This is a genomic window from Paenibacillus enshidis, assembly GCF_042136365.1.
In the GTDB taxonomy this organism is placed as follows: Bacteria; Bacillota; Bacilli; order Paenibacillales; family Paenibacillaceae; genus Paenibacillus; species Paenibacillus enshidis.
This window is the reverse complement of record NZ_JBHHMI010000002.1, coordinates 358395-381241: the sequence shown is the minus strand read 5'-3', so window position 1 is coordinate 381241 and position 22847 is coordinate 358395. Positions and strand designations below refer to the sequence as shown.

Annotated in this window: 23 protein-coding genes, 1 pseudogene and 1 riboswitch; of the genes and pseudogenes, 21 read left to right on the top strand and 3 right to left on the bottom strand. The window is 46.5% G+C overall.

Annotated features, from left to right (window positions below; all coding sequences use genetic code 11):
• Positions 1-8 precede the first annotated feature (8 nt).
• The 9 genes and pseudogenes from ACE41H_RS04395 to ACE41H_RS04355 all read left to right on the top strand — a co-directional run bounded on the left by ACE41H_RS04395 (position 9) and on the right by ACE41H_RS04355 (position 8843).
• The gene (locus tag ACE41H_RS04395) at positions 9-539 is read left to right on the top strand and encodes a MauE/DoxX family redox-associated membrane protein (RefSeq protein WP_375353577.1); all 531 of its coding nucleotides are present in this window, start codon (positions 9-11) and stop codon (positions 537-539) included.
• A gap of 72 nt (positions 540-611) precedes the next feature.
• Positions 612-1196 (top strand): TlpA family protein disulfide reductase, encoded by a 585-nt coding sequence (locus tag ACE41H_RS04390; protein WP_375353576.1) that lies wholly within the window; start codon positions 612-614, stop codon positions 1194-1196.
• A gap of 58 nt (positions 1197-1254) precedes the next feature.
• Positions 1255-3015, top strand: a complete 1761-nt coding sequence (locus ACE41H_RS04385) for an ABC transporter ATP-binding protein (RefSeq protein WP_375353575.1) — start codon at positions 1255-1257, stop codon at positions 3013-3015.
• 46 nt (positions 3016-3061) lie between these two features.
• Positions 3062-3862, top strand: a complete 801-nt coding sequence (locus ACE41H_RS04380; RefSeq protein WP_375353574.1) for an ABC transporter ATP-binding protein — start codon at positions 3062-3064, stop codon at positions 3860-3862.
• A gap of 47 nt (positions 3863-3909) precedes the next feature.
• Complete coding sequence (locus tag ACE41H_RS04375) at positions 3910-4581, top strand: hypothetical protein (protein WP_375353573.1); 672 nt, start codon at positions 3910-3912, stop codon at positions 4579-4581.
• 171 nt (positions 4582-4752) lie between these two features.
• Positions 4753-5000, top strand: a pseudogene (locus ACE41H_RS04370) (group II intron reverse transcriptase/maturase); the annotation flags it as partial.
• Positions 5001-5192: 192 nt separating this feature from the next.
• Positions 5193-6830, top strand: coding sequence for a spore germination protein (locus tag ACE41H_RS04365; RefSeq protein WP_375353572.1), 1638 nt, complete (start codon positions 5193-5195; stop codon positions 6828-6830).
• Positions 6831-6949: 119 nt separating this feature from the next.
• Entirely contained in the window at positions 6950-8278 is a 1329-nt protein-coding gene (lysA, locus tag ACE41H_RS04360) for a diaminopimelate decarboxylase (protein ID WP_375353571.1), read from the top strand.
• Positions 8279-8408: 130 nt separating this feature from the next.
• Complete coding sequence (locus tag ACE41H_RS04355; protein WP_375353570.1) at positions 8409-8843, top strand: peptidylprolyl isomerase; 435 nt, start codon at positions 8409-8411, stop codon at positions 8841-8843.
• Between the two features lie 96 nt (positions 8844-8939).
• On the opposite strand, the gene ACE41H_RS04350 is transcribed toward ACE41H_RS04355, so the two are convergent.
• A complete protein-coding gene (locus ACE41H_RS04350; protein WP_375353569.1) occupies positions 8940-9344 on the bottom strand; it encodes a 3-oxoacyl-[acyl-carrier-protein] synthase III C-terminal domain-containing protein in 405 nt (134 codons plus the stop codon).
• Positions 9345-9347: 3 nt separating this feature from the next.
• Between ACE41H_RS04350 and ACE41H_RS04345 the strand changes: the two genes are divergently transcribed.
• The 3 genes from ACE41H_RS04345 (at position 9348) to ACE41H_RS04335 (ending at position 11682) form a co-directional block, all read left to right on the top strand.
• Positions 9348-10025 (top strand): Lrp/AsnC family transcriptional regulator, encoded by a 678-nt coding sequence (locus ACE41H_RS04345; protein WP_375353568.1) that lies wholly within the window; start codon positions 9348-9350, stop codon positions 10023-10025.
• 88 nt (positions 10026-10113) lie between these two features.
• The gene (locus ACE41H_RS04340; protein ID WP_375353567.1) at positions 10114-10893 is read left to right on the top strand and encodes a patatin-like phospholipase family protein; all 780 of its coding nucleotides are present in this window, start codon (positions 10114-10116) and stop codon (positions 10891-10893) included.
• A gap of 339 nt (positions 10894-11232) precedes the next feature.
• The gene (locus ACE41H_RS04335) at positions 11233-11682 is read left to right on the top strand and encodes an IDEAL domain-containing protein (protein ID WP_375353566.1); all 450 of its coding nucleotides are present in this window, start codon (positions 11233-11235) and stop codon (positions 11680-11682) included.
• Between the two features lie 358 nt (positions 11683-12040).
• Here the strand turns inward: ACE41H_RS04335 and ACE41H_RS04330 are convergent, their stop codons facing one another.
• Both ACE41H_RS04330 and ACE41H_RS04325 read right to left on the bottom strand, forming a co-directional pair.
• A complete protein-coding gene (locus ACE41H_RS04330) occupies positions 12041-12688 on the bottom strand; it encodes a nitroreductase family protein (protein ID WP_375353565.1) in 648 nt (215 codons plus the stop codon).
• 23 nt (positions 12689-12711) lie between these two features.
• Positions 12712-13143: a MarR family winged helix-turn-helix transcriptional regulator gene (locus ACE41H_RS04325; protein WP_375353564.1), complete on the bottom strand. Its 432-nt coding sequence runs from the start codon at positions 13141-13143 to the stop codon at positions 12712-12714.
• Positions 13144-14286: 1143 nt separating this feature from the next.
• On the opposite strand from ACE41H_RS04325, the gene ACE41H_RS04320 reads away from it, so the two are divergent.
• The 9 genes from ACE41H_RS04320 (at position 14287) to ACE41H_RS04280 (ending at position 22845) form a co-directional block, all read left to right on the top strand.
• Positions 14287-14871 (top strand): hypothetical protein, encoded by a 585-nt coding sequence (locus tag ACE41H_RS04320; RefSeq protein ID WP_375353563.1) that lies wholly within the window; start codon positions 14287-14289, stop codon positions 14869-14871.
• Positions 14872-15525: 654 nt separating this feature from the next.
• Positions 15526-15694, top strand: a riboswitch (FMN riboswitch).
• A gap of 306 nt (positions 15695-16000) precedes the next feature.
• Positions 16001-16663 (top strand): riboflavin synthase, encoded by a 663-nt coding sequence (gene ribE, locus ACE41H_RS04315; RefSeq protein ID WP_375353562.1) that lies wholly within the window; start codon positions 16001-16003, stop codon positions 16661-16663.
• Between the two features lie 45 nt (positions 16664-16708).
• Complete coding sequence (locus ACE41H_RS04310) at positions 16709-17941, top strand: bifunctional 3,4-dihydroxy-2-butanone-4-phosphate synthase/GTP cyclohydrolase II (RefSeq protein ID WP_375353561.1); 1233 nt, start codon at positions 16709-16711, stop codon at positions 17939-17941.
• A gap of 50 nt (positions 17942-17991) precedes the next feature.
• Complete coding sequence (ribH, locus tag ACE41H_RS04305) at positions 17992-18456, top strand: 6,7-dimethyl-8-ribityllumazine synthase (protein ID WP_375353609.1); 465 nt, start codon at positions 17992-17994, stop codon at positions 18454-18456.
• 69 nt (positions 18457-18525) lie between these two features.
• Positions 18526-19320: a segregation and condensation protein A gene (locus ACE41H_RS04300; protein WP_375353560.1), complete on the top strand. Its 795-nt coding sequence runs from the start codon at positions 18526-18528 to the stop codon at positions 19318-19320.
• Positions 19289-19903 (top strand): SMC-Scp complex subunit ScpB, encoded by a 615-nt coding sequence (scpB, locus tag ACE41H_RS04295; protein ID WP_375353559.1) that lies wholly within the window; start codon positions 19289-19291, stop codon positions 19901-19903. Before ACE41H_RS04300 ends, scpB begins: the two co-directional genes overlap by 32 nt.
• A 160-nt stretch (positions 19904-20063) precedes the next feature.
• Positions 20064-20777, top strand: a complete 714-nt coding sequence (locus tag ACE41H_RS04290) for a DUF2953 domain-containing protein (protein WP_375353558.1) — start codon at positions 20064-20066, stop codon at positions 20775-20777.
• Between the two features lie 213 nt (positions 20778-20990).
• Positions 20991-21491 (top strand): GerW family sporulation protein, encoded by a 501-nt coding sequence (gene ytfJ, locus ACE41H_RS04285; protein ID WP_375353557.1) that lies wholly within the window; start codon positions 20991-20993, stop codon positions 21489-21491.
• Positions 21492-21660: 169 nt separating this feature from the next.
• The gene (locus tag ACE41H_RS04280; RefSeq protein ID WP_375353556.1) at positions 21661-22845 is read left to right on the top strand and encodes a D-alanyl-D-alanine carboxypeptidase family protein; all 1185 of its coding nucleotides are present in this window, start codon (positions 21661-21663) and stop codon (positions 22843-22845) included.
• The last annotated feature ends 2 nt before the right edge of the window (positions 22846-22847 follow it).

Here is a 22847-nt window from a genome sequence, read left to right as displayed (position 1 = left end):
TGGTGTCTATGGATTATTTAGCACTTATTATGCAAATTGCACTTGGCTTGATGTTGTTGCTATCAGCAATATTGAAGCTATTATCGATAGGAAGTCTGCTGGATATTATGAACTTACTAAAGTTAACCCCTAACAACCTGAATAAATTGATTGCTGTTCTACTCATAGGTGTAGAATTTGCAACGGGTAGCTTGATCTTATTTGGATACTTGGCTCGTATGGCAGCGATTGTAGTTAGTGTGCTATTTATAGGCTTTATCGGGTTGCATCGTTATGCATTAGTGCGAAAGATAGATATGACTTGCGGTTGTCATGGAAGATGGATGAGTACAAAATTGGGTAAGGCAGGGATCGTGCAGAATATCATCTATCTTATCTATGCATTACCAGTTATGATCTGGTCAATACAGCCATCGTTGTCTCTTTTGATTACAATCTCTTTTCAACAATTTGTTACCTTGATATTGTTACCTGCTCTGTTGTTACTTGTTCTTAGTATGTGTGCAACAGTGTATTCATTTGAGAAGTCAATCCATTAGTAACTGTGGAAGTTTAGGTGTTGTGCTGGCAGTACTATTGAATGGTAAATGGAACGGATGGGGGAATACGTTATGCCGATTTGGCAGCAATCAATGTTAGCACTTTGGCTAGGAATTGCTATATTATTCATCTTGTTTGTGCGGTTATGGAGGTTATCCCATCGAGAATTTGCAGAAGAAGGGTTACTACCAGGGATCGCTATGCCGCCGATACCTGTTTATTCACTTACTACCGGTGAGGCGCAGCCGTTTGCTACTGTCTACGAAGCGGGTGAGGAGCGCCAAACTATCTTGTTCGTTGTAGATTATGGATGCACATTTTGCCGTGAAATGATGGCGATTGTACCTAAGATAGCAAAGACATATTCTCACATGCCGATTAAATTGATTATTCTGGATAAGAATGCAGAACAGGCGAGCATGATGTGGTCTTTAGCGGAACGAGCATTGCCAGCTGTTAGAATAGTCTCAGATATTGAAGTCGTCAAGAAATGGCGTATACATCGCTTTCCATTTGCGTATGTAATAAATGAACAAGGGGTCATTGTAGCACGTCAGTCGGTGAATAAGGGGAAGGTTGAACACTTCTTAGATAAGCTATTAGAACGAGAGAACCAGAGTGTAGCGAGGCGTAGCCTTTATGAAGTCAAAAATTGATCGAAACAAGATAGAGCTAAGAACCTCCTTGTATAACTTATGGAGAATTGTTAGTGTTATGTGGCAAGTAAGACCGTTGGCAGTAACATGCTGGGTACTACTAATGCTACTGATTTCGGCAATACCCGCTATGCAAATTTGGTTACAGAAAGTATCAATAGATGCCATTAGCACTGCTACTGCCAATACTGCAAATTTGTTGCCTGTATTATTACTCGTTGCTTCGATATATGGACTTAATATTATAAATAGCATTTTATCGGAGACAAGTGAATATCTGTTTAATATTGCAAAGGAAGATACGAACTTTCGCCTACAGCGCAGCGTCTTACGCAAATCACTATATGTTCCCTACTACTATTATGAAGATGCTCGATTTTATGATGAATTAAGTATGGTATCGCAAGCATTAAGTCGTAGCGGGGCGGAGGTTATTCGCAGTGCCTTTACTTCATTTAGTAACGTTGTTTCCTTATTTACAGTCGTAGTGATGTTGAATATCGTTCATTGGAGTCTGCCTCTATTACTCATTAGCTCTACCCTTCCTGGTATTATTATTTTACTGATAGCTAAGAAAAGACGGTATCGTTTAGCAGTGGCAACGACACAACAAGGCAGGGAGATCGATTATACGTTTCGACTTATGCTGTCCAAACACGCGGCAAAAGAAATTCGAATATTTCAGTTAGGAGATTTATTGATCAAACGTTGGGCGCATTTATTTGTTAGTGTTCGTAATAAAGTATTGAAGCAGTATGCTAAAGAAGGACGAGGGCGCATTGCAGGTGTGCTTATACTGCAGTTTTCTGCATTAGCGGTAGCTATCATGCTTGTGATGCAAATCAATAAAAACGTGTTAACACTAGGGGATTACGTGGCGTTAATGAGTGCTGTTGTAATTGTGCAAGGAACGATGGGAAGTATTGGTGCGAATCTAGGTCAAGTGTTGGAAATGAGCTCATTCATTAATCATTTGTATCAATATTTAGCTCTTCCTGAGGCTTCTAAGTCAACAGGCGAATTAGAGTTCCCCCAGCACTATGAACAATTAAGAGTGAGCGGATTACATTTTACTTATCCGAACACGGAACGTAAAGTACTGACGGATATTTCTTTTACGGTTAAGCGTGGGGAGACGATTGCCATTGTTGGAGAGAATGGTGCAGGCAAGACGACGCTCATGAACTGTTTACTTGGCTTGTACTCACCATCACAAGGAAATATTTATATCGACAATGAAGCACTGCAAAACTTCAGTATAGACAGCTACCTGACTCATGTATCGGCAGTTTTCCAACAGTTTGTACAGTATAACTATTCTATTCATGATAATGTTGCTTTTGGGGCAATGCATAAACAATTAAGTCAAGATGAGACGCTAGATGCATTGACAGCAGTAGGATTAAACGAGATGGTGCATCGTTTGTCTGAAGGGATGGGTACACGTCTGGGATCGGAGTTTAAGGGTGGGGTTGAATTGTCTGGAGGACAGTGGCAACGAATAGCGATTGCACGTGCAACTGTTAGAGATGCTGAAATATTGATTCTTGATGAACCTACATCCGCCTTAGATCCATTAGCAGAACTGGAAATATTCCGAACCTTTCAAAGTTTAGCTGCTGGTAGAACCGCATTTATGGTCTCCCATCGCTTAGGTCCCGCACGTCTAGCGGACCGTATACTTGTATTGAAGAATGGAGTATTGGTTGAGCAAGGAAATCACGATGAATTGATCCAATTAGGCGGTGAATATAAAGCGATGTTTCAGGCACAGGCAGAGTGGTATCAAGAGGAAAACGTATATGATGTTGTGGGATAAACGTCGATATCAGTAGAACAAAAGATGTAATGGGGAGGGAGTACTCGTGAGAGATTCAAATTCAATATTAGCTGTAAGAAATCTTACGAAGATTTATGGGCAAGAACTGAATCAAGTCGTGGCGTTAGACCATGTAGACTTGGACTTGGCAGCAGGAGAGATTGTCATGTTAATGGGTCCAAGTGGATCAGGTAAGACGACGCTGTTACAGCTCCTAGGCGGACTAGAACCACCTACGGAAGGTAAGCTCAAGGTTAAGGATGGTGAGTGGCAGAAGTTCTATCGCGAACCAGAAGTCTCTCATTATCGGCGGGATATGATTGGGTTCGTGTTCCAATTCTTCAATCTTATTAGCGCTTTAACAGCAGAAGAGAACGTAGCACTGCCTCTAATTCTTGCAGGTCAACCAAAGAAGAAGATTACCGCTCTGACAGAGGAGATATTGCATTTAGTAGGTTTGTCAGAACGAGGTAAGCACCGTCCAGCGGAGTTGTCTGGAGGTCAGCAACAGCGGGTTGCTATTGCGCGTGCGTTAATCCATAAACCAGCCATACTGCTTGCTGATGAGCCAACGGGCAATCTTGACTCGCGTAATTCAGCAGACATACTTGAATTGCTTCTCAATATGCGTGATAAGCTTGGACAATCGATGCTCATCGTTACTCATGATCCGTATGTTGCTACATATGGTGATCGTGTTGTTCTATTCCGTGATGGACGAATTGTGGATGAGTACAGTGCTGAACACATTGTTGGAGAAGATCGAAATGAGCGATCATTATACATTATGGAGCGCCTGCAAGCGATTAGTAATGAACCACGCAGTAAACAGATGTTAAATAAATAGAGCTATATTGTAGGATAAAATAGTATATTTTTGTTGGAAAGGATGTAATGATGAGGAAGGTTATTTTCTTTTTCAATATAATAGTTCGCCAGATATCTGTTGTTATTGCTACTATAGTCATTATCGGTTCTTTGTCTTCTTGCTCTAAGGGTCAAGTAGATGTAGATGAACGGGTTTATTCAAGTATCAACAAAATTCAACAATCTATTAATAATCCGGCTTCATCGGAAATAAGTGCTAATTCTAATCCGTATGACTATGTAAAGAATAACGAAGATTTCGAGGCAATTATTGCTTTAGGAGTCGCTGCATTGCCTGAGCTGAAGCAGTTGTTAGACAATTCAGAACAAGATGGCTTAATAGAATATATCTACGCCATAGCTCTTGAACAGATATCGAAAGTGGATATGAGAAAAGAGACGGATTGGAATACAGGAAAAGAATTTCTAAAGATATATACGGCCTATCTTAAAGAAATTCCCAACAAGGTAAAAAGGATAGCCAATGAACCGATCAGCGATACTGAGAAAGTCGATCAATTAAAGGCGTTAGGCACTCCAGCTATTCCATATCTGTTCGAAGTCATTGATAGTGGGCATCAGGAATTATCTCCGGCATTCGATTATTTGACAGACAATGAGTCGAAGGGGGATATTCGGAAGTGGGGCATTGAGAATGTAGATCAGTTGAATTTGCTCATCAATTTTGTTGAACAATAAAATCCTTTGATTTAGAGCTAATTGACCTGATCAACACAACTGTATATTCAGACAGGAAAAACCATCGCGCATACTTTGGTCAAGACCTCATTTTGTAGACATTGAGGAAAGATCCTACGCGGCAAACTGCGTCGGTACTCTATCGGTATCAGCTTTTTTAGTGCGCCCAGTATGGACGTCATCTCTAGGAAGCCGCTAGGGTATGCTGGAGCGCCGAGTTCTTCATCGGCACAAGTGCCGCTTCCTCTCGCGAAGACCAGAACAACTGGCTGGAAAGAGATAACCTTCGGCTTGCATACAAACGAGTAGTGCAAAACGGGGGAGCACTCGGTGTGGACGGTGTAACGGTATTGAATCTACAAGCTTACCTGAATACGCACTGGGTAACGGTGAAAACTGAACTCCTGGCGAGAACGTTTCTTTCAGTCTAGCAGATTGTAACGAACCGTGCTTTTTTACTTCTAGATATTTCTATTAGGGTGGTTGTTTCTTGACAGTCCCTAAATGAATATCTTTGTCAGTCACTACGAAAAGAACTTGCCGATTAAGGATAAAATCCGCCAGCTTTCTCATACTAACTTTATTGGACAGCTGAGGAGGCGATAGAGCGAATGGACCGTACTACACAGCATGAAGGAGATACAGAGGCTGTGCTGCACCCGCCAGCCGGCCAGGAGAACGGAGACGGGGGAGATGCGGAAGCCCGCAAGCGTCATCAGGAGAAGGTTGATCATGAAATCTCCGATAATGTCAAAGAATCTGTGCTGTATTGGCAGGGGGACGATGCGATATCCACCAGACTGGAGGATAACAAGAAGACATTAGAGGATACTGTGGGACTGGGTGCATCTTTTGATGTCGTTCTGCGGGAAATGAGTTTTGGCGGCAGGAAAGTGGGCATTTTCTTTATAAATGGATTTGCGAATTCACTGATTCTGACCGAGCTGCTTGACCGGCTCAGTTATGTGACACCAAAGGACTTATCTTCAAATGCCTTGCACTCCTATTTTGAACGCTTTATCCCGCATGTCCAGGTAGAGCTGGCGGATCAGATGTCAGCAGCCATTAATAAGGTGCTAACCGGGATGAGCGCTTTTTTTATCGAGGGAGAGCGCAAGGTTATTCTTGTCGATACCCGTCAGTATCCGTCAAGAGGACCTGATGAACCTAGCATTGAACGCGTGGTTCGCGGTTCACGGGACGGCTTCACGGAGACGTTAATGACCAACGTGGCGCTTGTACGGCGACGTCTGCGTGATCCGGGGCTCAAATATGAAGTGATGCAGGTCGGCCGCCGCACGCGAACAGATGTATGTCTTGCCTATATCGATGATATTGCAGATAAAAAGCTGGTGGAATCGGTCAGGGCCAAAATCAAAAAGATCGTCATTGACGGTATTCCGCTGGCTGACAAGCAGCTTGAGGAGGCGATGACCGGCAAGAAATGGAACCCGTACCCGCTGGTGCGCTATTCGGAGCGGCCTGACGTAGTGGCCTCCCATCTGCTCGAGGGAAGGGTTGTTCTGTTTGTCGATACATCCCCCAGCGTCATGATTTTGCCGACGACCTTTTTTGATCTGTGCCAGCATGCGGAGGAAAACAGGCAGTCTCCGTTTATGGGGAGTTATTTGCGCTGGATCCGCTTTGCCGGCATTTTTGCCTCGTTGTTCCTGCTTCCGCTCTGGATGCTGATGGTGATCAGCCCTGAGCTGAAGCCGCCTGTGCTCGATTTTATCGGTCCCCAGAAGGCGGCGAAGCTGCCCCTGATCCTGCAATTTCTGCTGATTGAGTTTGGGGTGGATCTGATGAGAATGGCGGCTGTACATACACCCACACCTCTCGCCAGCGCCATGGGATTGATCGCAGCGATTCTGATCGGCGATGTTGCCGTCAAAACCGGACTGTTCGTTAACGAGGTGGTTCTATATATGGCTATCGCGGCCATTGGCATGTTTGCAACGCCAAGCTATGAGCTGGGGCTTGCCAACCGATTGATACGGCTCGTGCTGCTGGTGCTGGTGGCCGCCTTTAAGGTAAAAGGGTTTGTGATCGGTGTAACCGCTATTCTTGTGCTGCTTACGGTACACCGCTCTTACAATTCTTCGTATATGTGGCCTTTTATTCCTTTCAACGCCAGGGGCATGCTGTCCATCCTTGTGCGCAAATCGGTGATGGAGGATGAAAAGAGACCGTCATATAACAAGCCGCGTGATTCCACACGCATGCCGGAGCGTGAGGGAGGCAGTTGAAGGATAAGCTGAAACCAGGATTAGTGCATAAAAATCCGTTGCCCGCCGCGCATTTTTTGCTATACTAATGTAGACATTCTTTGGAATAAGCGCTGTTCCGGAAAGAGAGGCCCCAGGATATGTATTTACATGGTACCAGCAAAATTAATGCCCATGGGCATTTGGAGATAGGCGGTTGTGACGCGACTGTGCTGAGAGAGCAATTCGGCACACCGCTATATGTCGTTGACGAGCAGCTGGTCCGCCGCCGCTGCCGTGAATTTATCGAAGCTTTTCGCGCGACAGGGCTTTCTTTTCAGGTGGCCTATGCAAGTAAGGCGTTCTGTGTAGTGGCTATGTGCGCCCTGGCCGCGGAAGAGGGCATGTCCCTGGATGTGGTGTCGGACGGTGAGCTGTATACGGCTCTTCAGGCACGGTTTCCGGTTGAGCGGATTCATTTCCACGGAAATAACAAAACGCCTGCAGAGCTGGAAATGGCGCTGGACGCCAGGATCGGCTGTTTTGTCGTGGATAACCTGACCGAGTTGTACCTGCTGCAGTCGCTTGCTGCCGAGCGGAATATGCGGGCCAATATCCTGCTCCGTGTGACGCCAGGTGTAGAAGCCCATACGCATGAATACATCTCGACAGGCCAGACCGACTCCAAGTTCGGATTTGATATCGGCAACGGGGCGGCCATGGAGGCGGTCAAACTGGCGCTTCAGCAAAGTCAGTTGAATCTGCTCGGCATTCATTCCCATATCGGTTCCCAAATCTTCGAGGTGGATGGCTTCCAGGTTACCGCCGAGCGTGTGGCCGCATTTACAAGGTTGGTAAAAGAAGAGCTCGGAGCGGAATTCAAGGTCATTAATCTTGGCGGCGGCTTCGGGATTCGTTATACGGACGAGGATGCGCCACTGCCGGTATCCCGTTATGTGGAAGCTATTGCCGAAGCGGTCAAAACCCATTTTGCCGGCATTAACGCCACACTGCCGGAAATCTGGATCGAACCGGGCCGCAGCATCGTTGGTGATGCAGGGACCACGCTCTATACGGTCGGAAGCATTAAGGATATTCCCGAGGTGCGTAAATATGTATCAGTCGATGGAGGCATGACGGATAATCCGAGACCTGCCCTTTATCAGGCGAAATATGAGGCCATGCTGGCCAACCGTGCCAATGATCCGGACGAGGAAACGGTATCCATCGCCGGAAAGGCCTGCGAGAGCGGCGACATGCTGATCTGGGATGTCGAGCTGCCAAGGGTCAAGAGCGGTGATCTGCTCGCGGTGGCATCCACCGGCGCTTATAACTACTCGATGGCCAGTAATTACAATCGGATTCGCCGCCCTGCGGTTGTGTTCGCCATGGGCGGCAAGGCAGAGCTTGTCGTGCGCCGCGAGAGCCATGAGGACCTGGTGCGCAACGATCTGATCCCTGCACGTGTGAGCAGCCGTACGCTAGTGTAATGAATGTAGAAGACTTTGCCAAGCGCCGGGATTCATAGTACACTGGAGTCTGATGTCTCTCTGACAGCAGTCCGGACGGAACGTAATCCATCCTCCGGGCGCCAAATTTGATGGACGGGGTGTGCAATAGATGAAAAAAGGTAAAATTGTGCTTGAAAACGGCGGAGTCGTTGAAATCCAGTTCCTCCCTGAAGAAGCTCCAAATACGGTAGCAAATTTCGAAAAGCTGGCCAACAGCGGCTTCTATAACGGCCTGAGCTTCCACCGCGTGATTCCGGGCTTCGTGGCTCAAGGCGGCTGCCCGGTCGGCAACGGCACAGGCGGTCCTGGCTACACTATCGATTGCGAAACGGCTACCAACACGACCAAACACGAAAAAGGCGTGCTCTCCATGGCTCACGCCGGACGCAACACCGGTGGCAGTCAGTTCTTTATTTGTTATGCGCCACAGCCGCATCTGGACGGAGTGCACACCGTGTTTGGTAAAGTGATCAGCGGCATGGAGCACATTGATGCCGTGAAGCAAGGCGACAAAATGAAGGAAGTTACGGTGTTTGACGCGTAAGCAACCCGGTTATCAACGGGCGTCTTAAAGAGTTTTAATAAAGCGGCGGTCTTTTCCTGGAGCTTGGCTTGGGAAAGACCGCCGCTATATTTTGTCTTAGAAACGGGTCCGGACATGCGGATTGTCGCCAATGGCGAGAGAGTTGACAAGGGGCAGACAGGATGTCTGCATCACGGTGACTCCCCAGGAAAGCCCGGCGCCGAATCCGATCATCATGACAAGATCGCCAGGGGAAATACTTTCTTGCGCGACGGCTTCGGCTAAAGCGATCGGGATGGATGCAGCAGAAGAGTTTCCGTATTTATGAATGTTGACATAAAATTTGTCCATCGGTATGTCCAATTTTTCAGATGCGCTCTGGATAATGTTTAAGATACTATACACAACACAAAAGACCCAAAAACAAAACTTGTCACATTGACTGCATGCTTGCAGGATGTTATTATTAAAACACAAAAAACCCAAAAACTCAATTGCAAGGCGGCAAGAGGGAGGACACATTCTATGACCATGTCAAAGCGGAGATTTCAATTTTTGGATCAACTCGTGGAGCTGTATCAAAAAACGCGGTTGCCTATTCATTATGAAACATTGGCCAAGGTTCTTGGTGTAAGCAAGTGGACGGCCTATGATATGTTAAAAGAGATTGAGAAATCCGGGTACGTTACGCGCAGTTATGAAGTAAATCCCAATGAGACAGGCAGATCCCAGGTCGTGTTTGCTCCCACAGAAAAAGCGACCGAGCTGTTTCAGCAGCAGCGGTCCAATGTTATTGCGATTGAGAATTGGGAAGAGACAGTACATGCGATTCGGCAATTACTAAACAGTATAAAGCATAACAGTATACAAGACTTACTGAAGAAAATGCTGGATGAAATTCCGGGAAAGCAATCGAATTTGGAGTTTTGTGGATATTTACTCGGCATTTTCATGGCTTATGTGAAGAAGGTCGGTGGCAGGACAGAAACGGCTATTCAAAGGCTGATTCACAAAACTTCCGGTCATCACACCACCTTGCTTATGTTTGCAGGCACTGTGATGGGCACGGTTATTCAAACAGCCAGTGAAGAAATGGGCAGTGAAATAGCGGAACTAATGGGGAAGTGCGTGACGATGATCGGAGATTTGTCCAGTCGGGAACAGGAGCTCTTGTCCGATTTTGTAAAGGAGGCTCTTTCCTAGACTAAGATTCTCACGTTTAGTTTTTTGGTCTTTTGGGGATTCTGTTTAAGACGGGGGTTTGATGAAAAAAGTGACGGAAGGGAAAAGAATGAAAAAAATAGGATTAGTTTTGGGCGGTGGAGCTGTTCGGGGGCTGGCGCATATAGGAGTATTAAAATCACTGGAGAAGAATGAGATTCCCATTCACTGCATTATCGGTACCAGTATGGGGGGAGCCATTGGCGGATTGTATGCAGCGGGAATTACAGCGAGCGAAATTGAAAGCACCTTCATTTATACACCTAAATACCGTTTTATCGATCTTGCCCTCTGGCAGCGGGGCTTGCTTGCCGGCAACGGCATTACTCAGATCGTTGGCGGGCTGTTGGAGAGACACAGCAGAGCGGATTTAAAAATTGAACAATTTCCGATTTCTTTTAAAGCAATTTCCGTCGATCTTATGGAAGGCAAGCAGGTTATGCTGGAAACAGGTGATCTGGTGACGGCTGTACGGGCGACTACAGCATTTCCGGGCGTATTTAGCCCTCTTATGGTAAATGATCAAATGCTGGTGGATGGGGGTGTGCTTAATAACTTGCCGGTTAATGTCATGCAAAAGGAGCCAGTAGATTTCATTATTGCCGTTGATGTAGCCCGTGAGCATGAGAAGAAACCGCCCCGCAACATGATTGAAATTGTCTACCGCTCTTACAGCTTGATGACGGCGGAGAGAAAGCATAACAACCTGCATTTGGCCGACTTGGTGATTCGTCCTGATGTGGGGCAGTTTGCGGCTTTTGACTTTACCAAAACGATGGAGTGCATCGCGGCAGGTGAGACTGCCACTGATCAAATCATAGATGAATTAAAGCGGCAAATCGCAGATTGATTTTGTAACACCAAAACAGATCATAAGTTTATCCGGCTGCATCATGGATTTGTTTAAAGATTCGAACTGCGTAATAATCACCATTTAAGTCTAATACGGATCATGCACATACTGAGTCTAACCCTTAAACCAAAGGGGTCAGACTCTATTTTTTTATCAAACGTTTGAATTTAATAGTTTATGTGAACAATGAAGAAAAAGGAATTTTCAATAGTTTAGGAAGCATGGTAGACTAAGGGTTAAAAAATACGGATGAACATCCGATATAGGTGTAAAGGCATACGGCCTAGAACAACGGCGTTATTCGCTTGGAATAAGAAAAGTATGGAGAGGTGCCGAATGATTACCCTGGATACAAGTGAAATAATCGAGATAACGAAAAAGCAGATGGGAAAAGTAATGAACCTGTACCCGGTTGAGCTGAAATTCACGGATGATTTTGGCAGAGAAAGACCGGCGGCTGACCATAAATTCAGTCTTACCAACCAGCATTACTCCGCAAAAGTAATGGACTGCATTCTGGAAAATGAAGTGCGTCCTGTACTGATGTGTGAAATCATATATTTCCTGAAATGTGAATATATTGACGGGATTATCGATCTGCGGCTGGATTATGATTTCCGCAATGGCTTCAAGCAGAACCCGCTGGCTACAGCCGTCGTTTCCTTTGATGATGATGTTGAACTGGAAAGAGAAGAACTGGCGGATTTAATCGATCTGGCGCTGCAGATGAATGATAAAGTATGGTTTGAAGAGCTTTCCCAAAAATATATGGAGCTTCAGGCATAATTGATCTCCTTTTGCATGGTGTGAGGCGCTCCGAGAACGAAGCATTCCTCCAATCGCTGTTGACCCTTCGGGCCAAAGGCGAACGCTGCGCTTCTCCGGAATTGCTTCGTCCTCTCCGCTGCTGTGTGCGTATCCCAGACAACATAAAGCAGTCACTCTTGCGTTATCAAATGATCCTTCTAAGATTCCTGCTTTGACAAAAAAAGATCCAGGACAGTGAAGAAGTCTTCTGTCTTGGATCTTTTGTGCTGAGCGAAAAATCCTCTTTGGAACGTTCTTTATAAAGGTTTCCCGAGCAGTTATACACATAACAACACGCTCAAAATTCATTATAGGAATGTATTAGAATAACCGTATCTCAATGGAATTTCGCTACGGTTGAGACCGGTAAACGATAGGAAGGATATCCCTCTTCTATAGCTTTCCCAATTGATATCAACATGATAGGTTCATAACGTTCCTTCTCTAATCCGAAAACTTCTCCTAGATTTTCTCGATCATAACCACCAATCGGGTTCGTGTCATAACCATACGCTTTCGCTACTAACATTAAATTCATCGAAACTAATCCGCTATCAATTAGCACAACTTCCTTTTTCTGCTCTCTGGTTAATGTAGCATATCCTGCAGAAATCTGTTCTACCATTCGATCTTTTACTTCTTGAGGCATAACGCCTATTTCTACAGCTTTTGAATAAATTTCATTTAGATATTCTACATGATCTAAATCGCCGAATACGGCAATCACAGCAGCAGAAGTTGTTACTTGCTTACTGTTAAAGGCAGCTAACGGAAGTAATTTTTCTTTTGCTTCAGGACTTTCAATAACAATAAAACGCCATGGCTGCAGATTAGTTGAAGAGGGCGCCTTTGTTGCTAATTCAAGCATTTCTTCTATCTCTTCTCGAGAGATTTTTGCATTCACATCATAGTTTCTGATAGAGCGACGTTCTTCTATGATCTGCTTAAATGTATCTTTGCGCTCTTTTGTTTTATTCGAATCCATTTCAATCACTCCATGTTGTTTTATTATTTTGTCGTTTTTAAAATATTGTCTTGCATGGTATTTAACATTTCATAAAACACTTTTAACTGCTCATATGAGAAGTCGGCAAGGATTTCACTTAGAAATCGCTCTCTTTGTTTAAACAAATAATCGATTTCTTCTTTTGTAGAAGAAGTAAGCTCTACCCATGTTACACGCTGGTCTTTATCTTCTTTGGTACGCTCAATATAATTTGACGCTTCCAGTTGTTTTAAATGTCTAGTTATTGCAGCTTTATCAATGTTAAGTTTCTTTTGAAGACTCATTTGTGCTATTTTTCCATTCTCATAAAGAAACTTTAAAATTTCAGTTCGGGAAGGACTGCTTCCAACGCAGAACTCAAACTTAGTGTATAAATCTTTATTGACCAACTGGATTTGATAATATATTTGTTCTTTTAGTGTTTCTAGATCCATTAAAGCCTCCATTCCATTGATCTATCAACTGTTGATAGATCAACTGTATATCTTGTGATTAGTTTTGTCAATCAAAATCGTTGCCGTCACTTAGGATCGATGACGAGATCCGGCTTTAAAGTCTGTCGATAGAACTGTTTGTCCAGATAAGTTAGATGGTTGGGCCAAGGCAATCACCTCCTTCGAGGGAATTGTTTTGGGATTAGTCAGGTTTGCGCATCGGCTTCCCTAACGGTTGTATGCTTCGTTTCCAGAAAAAAAAACTTCGCCATGACTATGCCCCTTCGCTCGGGTCGTTTGTATCCTCCTTCGCCTATCGCTAGGCGTAGTGACTATCGGCGACCTGTCCTCACTACTACGGGCTGCTGCCCTCTGAATTCAACAGCCATTCCCTGCTGTTTCGAGGCTTTGGAGTTCTCTCTCCTTTGCATCCCCTTTCAGAGTTCCGCTGTTCCTTGTATCCTAGTCTTTTATCGTTGCCTTAGGTTTCTCCTTTAACCCGTCAGCCGTTCTTTTGTCCCCAGCCTGTGGACGCAGAACTTCTATCCTATGCCGGATAGAGATCGCCGAATGCACAATTTAACTACACCAGCCATGACTGAACCCCTTAACAGGGGCGTGCAGCTTCTGATTCGCCGACACTGAAATTTACGAGCCGTACGCTCAGAGATTCGTCGGTGCCAGCAGGCACATCCTGACCTTAGCAACGCGTGACCCCCCGACTACTTTGCTAACCGCTTCACAGGTCTGCGTTTCGCCGTCCTCAGCGAGCTCTCATACCAAAAGGGAGAGAATCCTTTTCGCATGTCGCGGGTCTTAGGGTAGGTTTGCAGGCTTTCCACCTAAGCAGGTACTTCCCCTGCCCATTCAGATACAAAGTTCGATGTATATAAATACACCGCTCCCCCTTTGTCGAGTATTTCTACTCGGGTTGTAGGGAGAACAGCGCGCACAAATTGAATTATGAAATCAACTCTCTTGAAATGTTATTTTAGAGATTTACAGCCCTTTTTTTCCATGGTAAAATTGTCTATGTAATAATATTACAAAAAGAGGTTTTATTTTGGTTAAATTTAAAATGATGGTATCTTCTTTGCTGATTGTATCAATAATCGCAATGTAGAAGAAGACAAAACGGAGGTTTTGCTGACAACAAAAAGTCATTATGAATTTACACCGGAGGCCTCTACTGAAGTGAAAAATGATTTACAAGACAAATCCGAGAGTGTTAAGTTTGAAGTAACTGATAGTGGCGAATACTTCATTAATGGGGAACAGGTAGATCAAGAAATCTTATCTCAACCTATTGATGTACCTCTTCCAGATTCGAATTTATCTATAGCTGCAGCACAGGATTCCGGTGGAGTCCCAGAGATCAGCCATTATTATGGGGACTATACTACTTACACATTTAATACTTACAGTGAGTTAACCAAGACGTTTAGACCTGGGGGCAATCATGCAAGTGCAACAGGTAGAATTTCTAATTCTTATGTGGTTCGCGCAATGAATACTATGGATTTATTTTCCGATCACTATGGTTCTTTCCGTGACAATATGGCATTATTTTCTGCTGCCATTGGTGGTGTTGTAGTAACTTGGGAGACTTTGATTGGGGGTGTCATTTCTGGATCTGGTGCAGTTGCATCTGCTATAGCAGCCTATAACGATTACAACGATTGCAATGACGATTTAGAAAGAGCCTACAATTATGTGAGAAACATTTAGCGTATATCATAAGTATAAAGTTATAAGCCTAAATCAATTGATTTAGGCTTATAACTTTAGTGGAGGAGGAAAATATGACTTTATATTTTGGATGGATTTTTCTTGTAATAATTACAGTTATAATGGTCATGAAATTTATTATGACAAGGTTTCAAAGTAAACACATAGAGAATATTGTAATATCGGTGTTGGGTATTGCATTTGGATACACTTGGATAGTAACAAGCAATACATTCCTATTAACTTTAAAATTTTTACTCATTATCATTATCTTAATTTTTTTCTTAATGAATATAATTGAAGTTTTTAAAACTAAACAAAAATAAAAATGTCTAATCTACTGTCTGAGTATATTCGAATATATAAGGCCAACCAAAAGCAATATCCGCATCAGTCTGAATCGCTTGAATTTTGGTTTTGGCAGGGAGATGCACGTTGCAGCGGAGAGGACGAAGCAATTCCGGAAAAGCGGAGCGGTCGCCTTTGGCCCGAAGGGTCAACAGCGATTGTAGGAATGCTTCGTTCTCGGAGCACCTCTTACCGTACAAAAGAACACCTGCTTGCTTTTTGTGTTTCAAAGTGTTACGATTTGCTCAATTACAACCGACTGAAGAAATTCCTGCCTTTTGAAGTTTAGGCAGTCCTAATCGAATAGCTATCCTTCGGGGCAGGGTGAAATTCCCTACCGGCGGTGATGACGCTTGAATAACATGATTTCAGGCGGCTCAGTCCGTGACCCGGATGCTGCTTGTCAAGAGTGGCTGAAGGTGGACCTGGTGCGAATCCGGGACCGACAGTATAGTCTGGATGGGAGAAGGATGGTGGACGCAGCGCATTTTGCAGTCAAGCGCTAACTTTCATATACACATTTTCAAAATGTTCAGTCTGGCCAGTGCGGTTTGCATGAGTGCGGAGGCTTATTTCTCGTAGCCTTGTACATAGATTTGAGCTTTTGAAGTTTGTTTGTGTATGCTTAATGAAAGTTGATTCACTACTTAATCCCTGCCCCTGGCGATATACGCCGGGGGCTTTTTAATCGATAGACGGTTTTTCGTACTGTTCTGAGCATTCCGGTTGTAGGAATACAGGCTAATAAGGCCTTGGGTAACTAGAAAGGAGGCAGGAGCCGTTGTTTACAGGTCTTATTGAAGAAGTGGGCATCCTCCGCAAAGCTGCACGCAGCGGGGAAGCGATGGAGCTGGAGATTTCCGCTGCGGTAGTGCTTGAGGATCTGAAAATTGGCGACAGTGTGTCCGTGAACGGGGTATGTCTGACAGCAACCAAAATCGGTGAACGAAGCTTCACGGTGGATGTCATGCCCCAGACATACCGGCACAGCAATTTAAGCGAGCTTCAGTCCGGCAGCCCTCTCAATCTGGAGCGGGCCATGGCAGCGGGCGGCCGGTTTGGCGGCCATATCGTGCAAGGCCATGTGGATGGGACCGGCCGGATTGCCCGTATCACCCGGGACCAGAATGCGGTCGTGTACGAGATCATACCGGATGATGATGCGCTGTTCAAATATCTGGTGCCGAGAGGTTCTGTGACCATCGACGGGATCAGCCTGACGGTGGCCATGCTGCAGGAGTCGTCCTTCGTCGTATCCATTATTCCGCACACGCTGGAAGCGACGGCTTTACGCGGCAAGCGGGCGGGGAATACTGTCAATATCGAATGCGATATTCTCGGCAAATATGTGGAGCATTTGTTGTTCTTCAACAGGAACAATCGGGAGCCGCAAGTCCCTAAACAGCTGGATCTCGATTTCCTGGCTGAGCACGGGTTCTCCTGAGGCAAGTCCGGTATCCATTCAACATGAACAAGGAGGGAAAAATACATGGAACAGAATATCGTTTTTGATTCGATTGAGGATGCCATAACCGATCTCAAACAGGGCAAGGTTGTCATCGTGGTGGATGATGAGGATCGTGAGAATGAAGGGGATTTTGTGGTGCTAGCCGACAAGGCCAGCCCGGAGGCGATCAACTTTATGATCACGCAGGGACGCGGTCTCGTATGTGTGGCCATTACGCAGGAGCGGGCTGATGAGCTTGAACTTAAGCCGATGGTGTCGCAAAATACGGATTATCACGGCACGGCGTTTACCGTGTCGGTGGACCATGCTCAAACAACGACAGGAATTTCCGCTGTAGAGCGTTCCATGACCGCCAAGGCGCTCGTTGATCCGGCGGCAGCGGCGGGTGATTTCCGCAGACCTGGCCATATGTTTCCGCTGATCGCCAAGAAAGGCGGCGTGTTAAGACGGGCAGGCCACACCGAAGCTGCCGTGGATCTGGCCAAGCTGAGCGGCGCCGCACCGGCTGGCGTGATCTGCGAAGTGATCAAGGAGGACGGGACGATGGCCCGGCTGCCGGACCTGGCGATCATTGCCGCCCAGCACGGTCTGAAGTTGATCAGCATTAAAAATCTGATCAGCTACCGGATCGCCAGCGAGCAGCTTGTGGAGCGGGAGGTGGCTGTGCGCATGCCGACCGACTTTGGAGAGTTCCAGGCGGTGGCTTATTCCAATGAGGTGGACAACAAGGAGCATGTAGCGCTGGTCAAAGGCGAGATTGATCCCGCGAAACCGGTCCTGGTGCGGGTCCACTCTGAATGCCTGACAGGCGATGTGTTCCATTCGCACCGCTGTGACTGCGGGCCGCAATTCGCGGCTGCTTTAAACCAAATCGAGGAAGAGGGCGCCGGTATTCTCCTTTATATGAGACAGGAAGGCAGGGGTATCGGGTTGATAAATAAGCTGAAAGCCTATAAACTTCAGGAAGAAGGTCTTGATACGGTAGACGCCAATCTGAAGCTTGGTTTTTCGGCTGACCTGCGCGATTACGGCATTGGTGCCCAAATGCTCAGGGATTTGGGGGTGCGCCAGATTCGGCTGCTGACCAATAACCCAAGAAAAATTAAAGGCCTGGAGGGTTACGGTCTTGAAGTGGTCGAACGTGTGCCTATTCAAATTCCGGAGAATGAGGATAACTCCAATTATCTTCATACAAAGCAGGTGAAGCTGGGACATCTTCTTACGTTCGAAACGCTGGAGCAGAATGAGCATTAATAAAGCAGTATTATACTTAAAAACCAAACTCGGGAAGGCTGATGATCAGAATGGCAAATTACTTTGAAGGAAATCTTGTATCCTCCGGATTAAAATATGGTATTGTAGTTGGAAGATTCAATGAATTTATTACAAACAAGCTGCTGAGTGGGGCGCTTGATGCACTGAAGCGGCATGGGGCTGGCGATGATGAGATTTCGGTCGCATGGGTGCCCGGGGCTTTCGAAATCCCTTTGATTGCCCAAAAAATGGCGGAAAGCGGAAAGTTTGATGCCGTCATTACGCTCGGAACGGTCATCCGCGGATCAACAACCCATTACGACTATGTGTGCAATGAGGTAGCCAAGGGTGTGGCCGCCATTAATCTCAAAACAGGCGTGCCGGTTATTTTCGGCATTGTCACGACGGAAAATATTGAACAGGCTGTTGAACGCGCAGGCACGAAGGCTGGCAATAAAGGCTGGGATTCCGCGATGGCTGCGATTGAAATGGCGAATCTGACAAAACAGTTTTAACTCGGGTTATCAAATGCTCTGACATTCTGATACACTGCAGTTTGTGAATTTGGCGGGAGGAAAAATGCTTTGACGGTAGTAACTTATAAACTGGAAACGTTTGAGGGGCCACTTGATTTGCTTCTGCATCTGATCGAGAAAGCTGAGATTGACATTCAGGACATACCGATCAGTGAAATCACGGATCAATATATGAACTACATTCATACGATGCAGGAGCTTGAGCTGGACGTTACAAGCGAATTTCTGGTCATGGCGGCGACCCTTTTGTCGATTAAAAGCAAGCTGCTGCTTCCGAAACCGCCGGTCATCGACATGGACGAATATGACATGTACGAGGATGAGGATTACGATCCGCGCGAAGAGCTGGTACAGAAGCTGATAGAATACCGCAAGTATAAAGGAATTGCCCGCCATCTCAGCGAAAAGGAATGGGAACGCAGCCTCATGTTCAGCAAGGAGCCTGAAGACTTGAGTTCTTACGTTCCAAGCGAGCCGGCCAACCCGGTGCTTGGATTGCACACGGCTGATTTGATCGCCGCCTTTAAGCGTGCGCTGCGCAGAGCGGAGCGGAGAACCACGGTAGCCCGGATCCATAGGGACGAAATCTCCGTAAAGGACCGGATACGGCAGGTGCTGACCGTGCTCGAAAAGGCGGGCCCGGGCAGCCGGCTGCTGTTCTCGCGGCTGATGCATGACGACATGCAGCGGCACGAGATTGTGGTGACGTTTCTCGCCATTCTGGAGCTGATGAAGATGAAGCAGATTGTATGTTATCAGGAGAAAGTTTTTGATGATATTGTGATGGAGTGGAGAGGGGATTTACGTGCTGATGGATTATCCGACACTGAAATCGATTATTGAGGGGCTGCTGTTTCTCGCGGGTGAAGAAGGCTTGACCGTGAAGCAAATTGCCGAAATTACAGAGCAGCGCCCTGAACTGGTCACGGATTGTCTTGAAGACATGAAGAACGATATGCAAAAGGAAGGAAGAGGGCTGCAGATGCTGAAGTTGGCCGGCAGATACCAGCTTGCCACACTTTCCGACCATGCCCCTTATTTCGAAAAGCTGGCATATTCCCCGGCACGTGTGTCCCTTTCCCAGGCTGCTCTGGAAACATTGGCGATCATCGCCTACAGGCAGCCCATCACCAGGATCGAGATTGAAGAAATACGTGGAGTGAAATCCGAGCGTGCCATTCATACGCTTGTCAATAAAGAATTGATCGAAGAGACAGGGCGGGCAGACGCCATTGGCAGGCCGATTCTTTACGGAACGACCAAAGCATTTATGGAGTACTTTGGCCTGGGAAGCCTCGACGAGCTGCCACAGCCTGAGCTGTTTGAGGATACGGATCAGCTGGAGGAAGAGACGCAGCTTCTGTTCAGCAAGCTGGACGAGCAGCAGCAGTTGACCATAGAAGATATCGAATATAAAGAAGAGTAAAAATACACTCAAAACAGGGATGCCCCAGCAGCTTTCGGCTGTGCGGAATCCCTGTTTTGTTTTGCCTGTACAGCGGGGCGCAACGAATGTTTTCCTTTTCCAGGGCTATACTAAACGTCATAATGTACATCCAGGTATATGGACGGGAAGGAGGTAAGCTGTGAAGTCGGCTGTGTGGATATGGATAGTCATTGCCGCATTGATTTTAATTGTTCTGGCCGTTCTGCTCTCCAGAGTGAAGATTCACGCCGAGGTGCTTAAACAGGCTAATAATGATTATGCCCGTTTGCAGGTTCACATGCTTTATGGGCTCGTTCGTTTCCAGTATGAATTGCCTTCTGTCGTGATCGACCGATTTCGCAAGGGGATATGGGTAAGGCTCGACAGGTACGTGAATGTGGGGGAGGATAAAGCGGACAAGGAGGATGCTGTAGTCGACAAAAGCATGATCGAGGAGATGTTGCGCAATATCCGCCTTCTTCTCGCAAATACAGTCTCCTTGAAACAGTGGATCAATAAAACGGTCGCCCATATCACCCTTTCCCATCTGAAATGGACAACCAAGCTCGGTGTACAGGATTGCTCGCAGACAGCGGTTCTGACCGGGGCGGTCTGGGCGCTAAAGAATTCTGTCGTGGGTTGGACAACCGGGCATGTGCGATATGATTGCGTACCGGCCTTATCCGTCATTCCGTCATGGGATGAACGGAATTATTTTTCCATGAATGTGGTATGCAGTGCCTCCATATCCATGGCTTATGTGATCATTTCGCTGATCAGGCTGCTGGCCGGCATTTTAAAAGTACCCGGAGGTTTTAAAACATGGAAAAAAGTGTTTACCAGGAAACCGTCTGGTCATATATCTGAGCACTAGAGTGCATGATTTAAATATTACATATTTTCGATACAGAGCAAAAACGGATTCAGGCTGGTCTTGTTAAAGATCAGCTTTTTTTGTTTCCTCTATGATGGAGGCCCGCAGATGCTTCATACGGTAATCAACCCATAATTGCGCTACATAACTCAAATGCAATTGGGGATGATAAGTGAAGAAAAAACCTAGCTTAATGAACTGGAGGGAGCTTTTATGTCAGATCATCCGATTCAGGGACTCATGCAAACAGCAATGGAAAACATCAAGGGCATGGTGGATGTCAACACCATTGTAGGGGATGCGGTGGAAACGCCGGACGGAACCGTCATTTTGCCTATCAGCAGAGTAGGCTTCGGATTTGCGGCAGGGGGCAGTGATTTTAACGTGATGGACGACGTAGCGGACCATTCGGCATCTTCAGATATGAAGGCTGGGCATCCGTTTGGTGGCGGAAGCGGGGGAGGCGTCTCCATCCAGCCGATTGCATTTCTCGTTGTAGGCCGGCAAGGTGTCCAGATTGTGCCACTGGATAACCAGACCCATCTGTTTGAGAAGATTATCGACTCTACGCCGCATCTGATCGATAAAATCCAGTCCATGATCGGACGTACCGGCGTTTCAGGATCGACTGCGACAGCCGGAATGCCCGAAAGCCAAATGGCGCCGCAAGTTCCGGTCAGCAGCACGGATCATACCACTACATCTTACCTGTAATCAGTGGTGTTAAGCCATACAGCTAATCTTAATCCTTTCCGTATCAGATTTCTCCGGGGCAGGCCGGTGAATGTCTGAACGGAAAGGATTTTTCGGCTTTGGAAAGGACATACTTTCGACAGCAAGTACATAAAATGGTACAAGACCATATCCGAACCGGAGGATTGCCATGTTAACACGCCACAGGATTGTCTCAATAAGCCTGCTCATATCCATCGTCCTTCTATTCGAGTCCGCAGCGGCCGTGGCAGCTCCTGAAACCGGGCTTCCGCCCGAGCCGGCCAACCATGCCCAAGCCGCAGCGCTGATCGATGTTTCCTCAGGACGTATACTGTATGAAAAAGAGGGCGACAACCAGATGAGAATTGCCAGCCTGACCAAAATCATGACCGCCATTGTGGCTATAGAGCATGGCAACCTCAAAGACAAGGTTACCGTGTCCCGGAACGCTTTTGGCAAAGAAGGCTCCTCCCTGTTTCTAAAGCTGGGAGAGCAGATGAAACTGGAAGACATGCTGTACGGCCTGATGCTCCGTTCCGGCAACGATGCCGCCACGGCCATCGCCGAGCATGTCGGCGGCTCAGAAGAGGGCTTTGTCTTTCTGATGAACGCCAAAGCTGAACAGTTGGGGCTTGAGCATTCCCATTTTGCCAATCCGCACGGTTTGGATGTAGAAGGGCATTATTCCACAGCCAATGATATGGCGAAGCTTACAGCGTATGCGCTCCGGAATCCGGTGTTCCGGGAAATTGTCAAAACAGAAACCAGAAAGGCCCCCAATCCCAACGAGCAGTGGGACTATTCCTGGCATAACAAAAATAAGATGCTGCGGCTTTACGAGGGTGCGGATGGGGTCAAAACGGGCTATACAAAGAAAGCTTTCCGCTGTCTGGTCAGCTCAGCCACCCGGGACGGACGCCAGCTTGTCGCCGTTACTTTGAACGACGGAGACGACTGGAATGACCATGGCCGGATGCTGGATTACGGCTTCCGCTATTATCCGGTGGTGGAAGTCACACGGAGAAATATGCCCTTGAGCGGATATAATTTTGTCACAGGAGCTTCCTTTTCCTATCCGCTTGCCGAGGGGGAAGAACGCCTGTTGACCAAAAAGCTGGTACTAACCAAGACAGCAACTGTAAATTCCACATCAGACCGCGCCTCCTTCGGGCTTCGCGGCAGGATTGACATGCTGCTTGACGGAAAGTTGATCGGCTCCGTGCCTGTATATGAGAAGGGCAGCTACATTCCTCGTGTCAAAGAGGCTATTCCCACTCCCGCGTCCGGTGATGTGCGGGAGAGCTCATGGAGGGACGCTTGGAATGAAGTGATGCAGCGGTTATTTACTGCATAATG

Bases quoted from the DNA above. Each gene is read 5' to 3' on its own strand.
- ACE41H_RS04395 (WP_375353577.1), top strand. From the start codon at position 9: ATGGATTATTTAGCACTTATTATGCAAATTGCACTTGGCTTGATGTTG.
- ACE41H_RS04390 (WP_375353576.1), top strand. From the start codon at position 612: ATGCCGATTTGGCAGCAATCAATGTTAGCACTTTGGCTAGGAATTGCT.
- ACE41H_RS04385 (WP_375353575.1), top strand. From the start codon at position 1,255: ATGTGGCAAGTAAGACCGTTGGCAGTAACATGCTGGGTACTACTAATG.
- ACE41H_RS04375 (WP_375353573.1), top strand. From the start codon at position 3,910: ATGATGAGGAAGGTTATTTTCTTTTTCAATATAATAGTTCGCCAGATA.
- ACE41H_RS04365 (WP_375353572.1), top strand. From the start codon at position 5,193: ATGGACCGTACTACACAGCATGAAGGAGATACAGAGGCTGTGCTGCAC.
- lysA (WP_375353571.1), top strand. From the start codon at position 6,950: ATGTATTTACATGGTACCAGCAAAATTAATGCCCATGGGCATTTGGAG.
- ACE41H_RS04355 (WP_375353570.1), top strand. From the start codon at position 8,409: ATGAAAAAAGGTAAAATTGTGCTTGAAAACGGCGGAGTCGTTGAAATC.
- ACE41H_RS04350 (WP_375353569.1), bottom strand. From the start codon at position 9,344: ATGTGTCCTCCCTCTTGCCGCCTTGCAATTGAGTTTTTGGGTTTTTTG.
- ACE41H_RS04345 (WP_375353568.1), top strand. From the start codon at position 9,348: ATGACCATGTCAAAGCGGAGATTTCAATTTTTGGATCAACTCGTGGAG.
- ACE41H_RS04340 (WP_375353567.1), top strand. From the start codon at position 10,114: ATGAAAAAAATAGGATTAGTTTTGGGCGGTGGAGCTGTTCGGGGGCTG.
- ACE41H_RS04335 (WP_375353566.1), top strand. From the start codon at position 11,233: ATGATTACCCTGGATACAAGTGAAATAATCGAGATAACGAAAAAGCAG.
- ACE41H_RS04330 (WP_375353565.1), bottom strand. From the start codon at position 12,688: ATGGATTCGAATAAAACAAAAGAGCGCAAAGATACATTTAAGCAGATC.
- ACE41H_RS04325 (WP_375353564.1), bottom strand. From the start codon at position 13,143: ATGGATCTAGAAACACTAAAAGAACAAATATATTATCAAATCCAGTTG.
- ACE41H_RS04310 (WP_375353561.1), top strand. From the start codon at position 16,709: ATGGAACAGAATATCGTTTTTGATTCGATTGAGGATGCCATAACCGAT.
- ribH (WP_375353609.1), top strand. From the start codon at position 17,992: ATGGCAAATTACTTTGAAGGAAATCTTGTATCCTCCGGATTAAAATAT.
- scpB (WP_375353559.1), top strand. From the start codon at position 19,289: ATGGATTATCCGACACTGAAATCGATTATTGAGGGGCTGCTGTTTCTC.
- ytfJ (WP_375353557.1), top strand. From the start codon at position 20,991: ATGTCAGATCATCCGATTCAGGGACTCATGCAAACAGCAATGGAAAAC.
- ACE41H_RS04280 (WP_375353556.1), top strand. From the start codon at position 21,661: ATGTTAACACGCCACAGGATTGTCTCAATAAGCCTGCTCATATCCATC.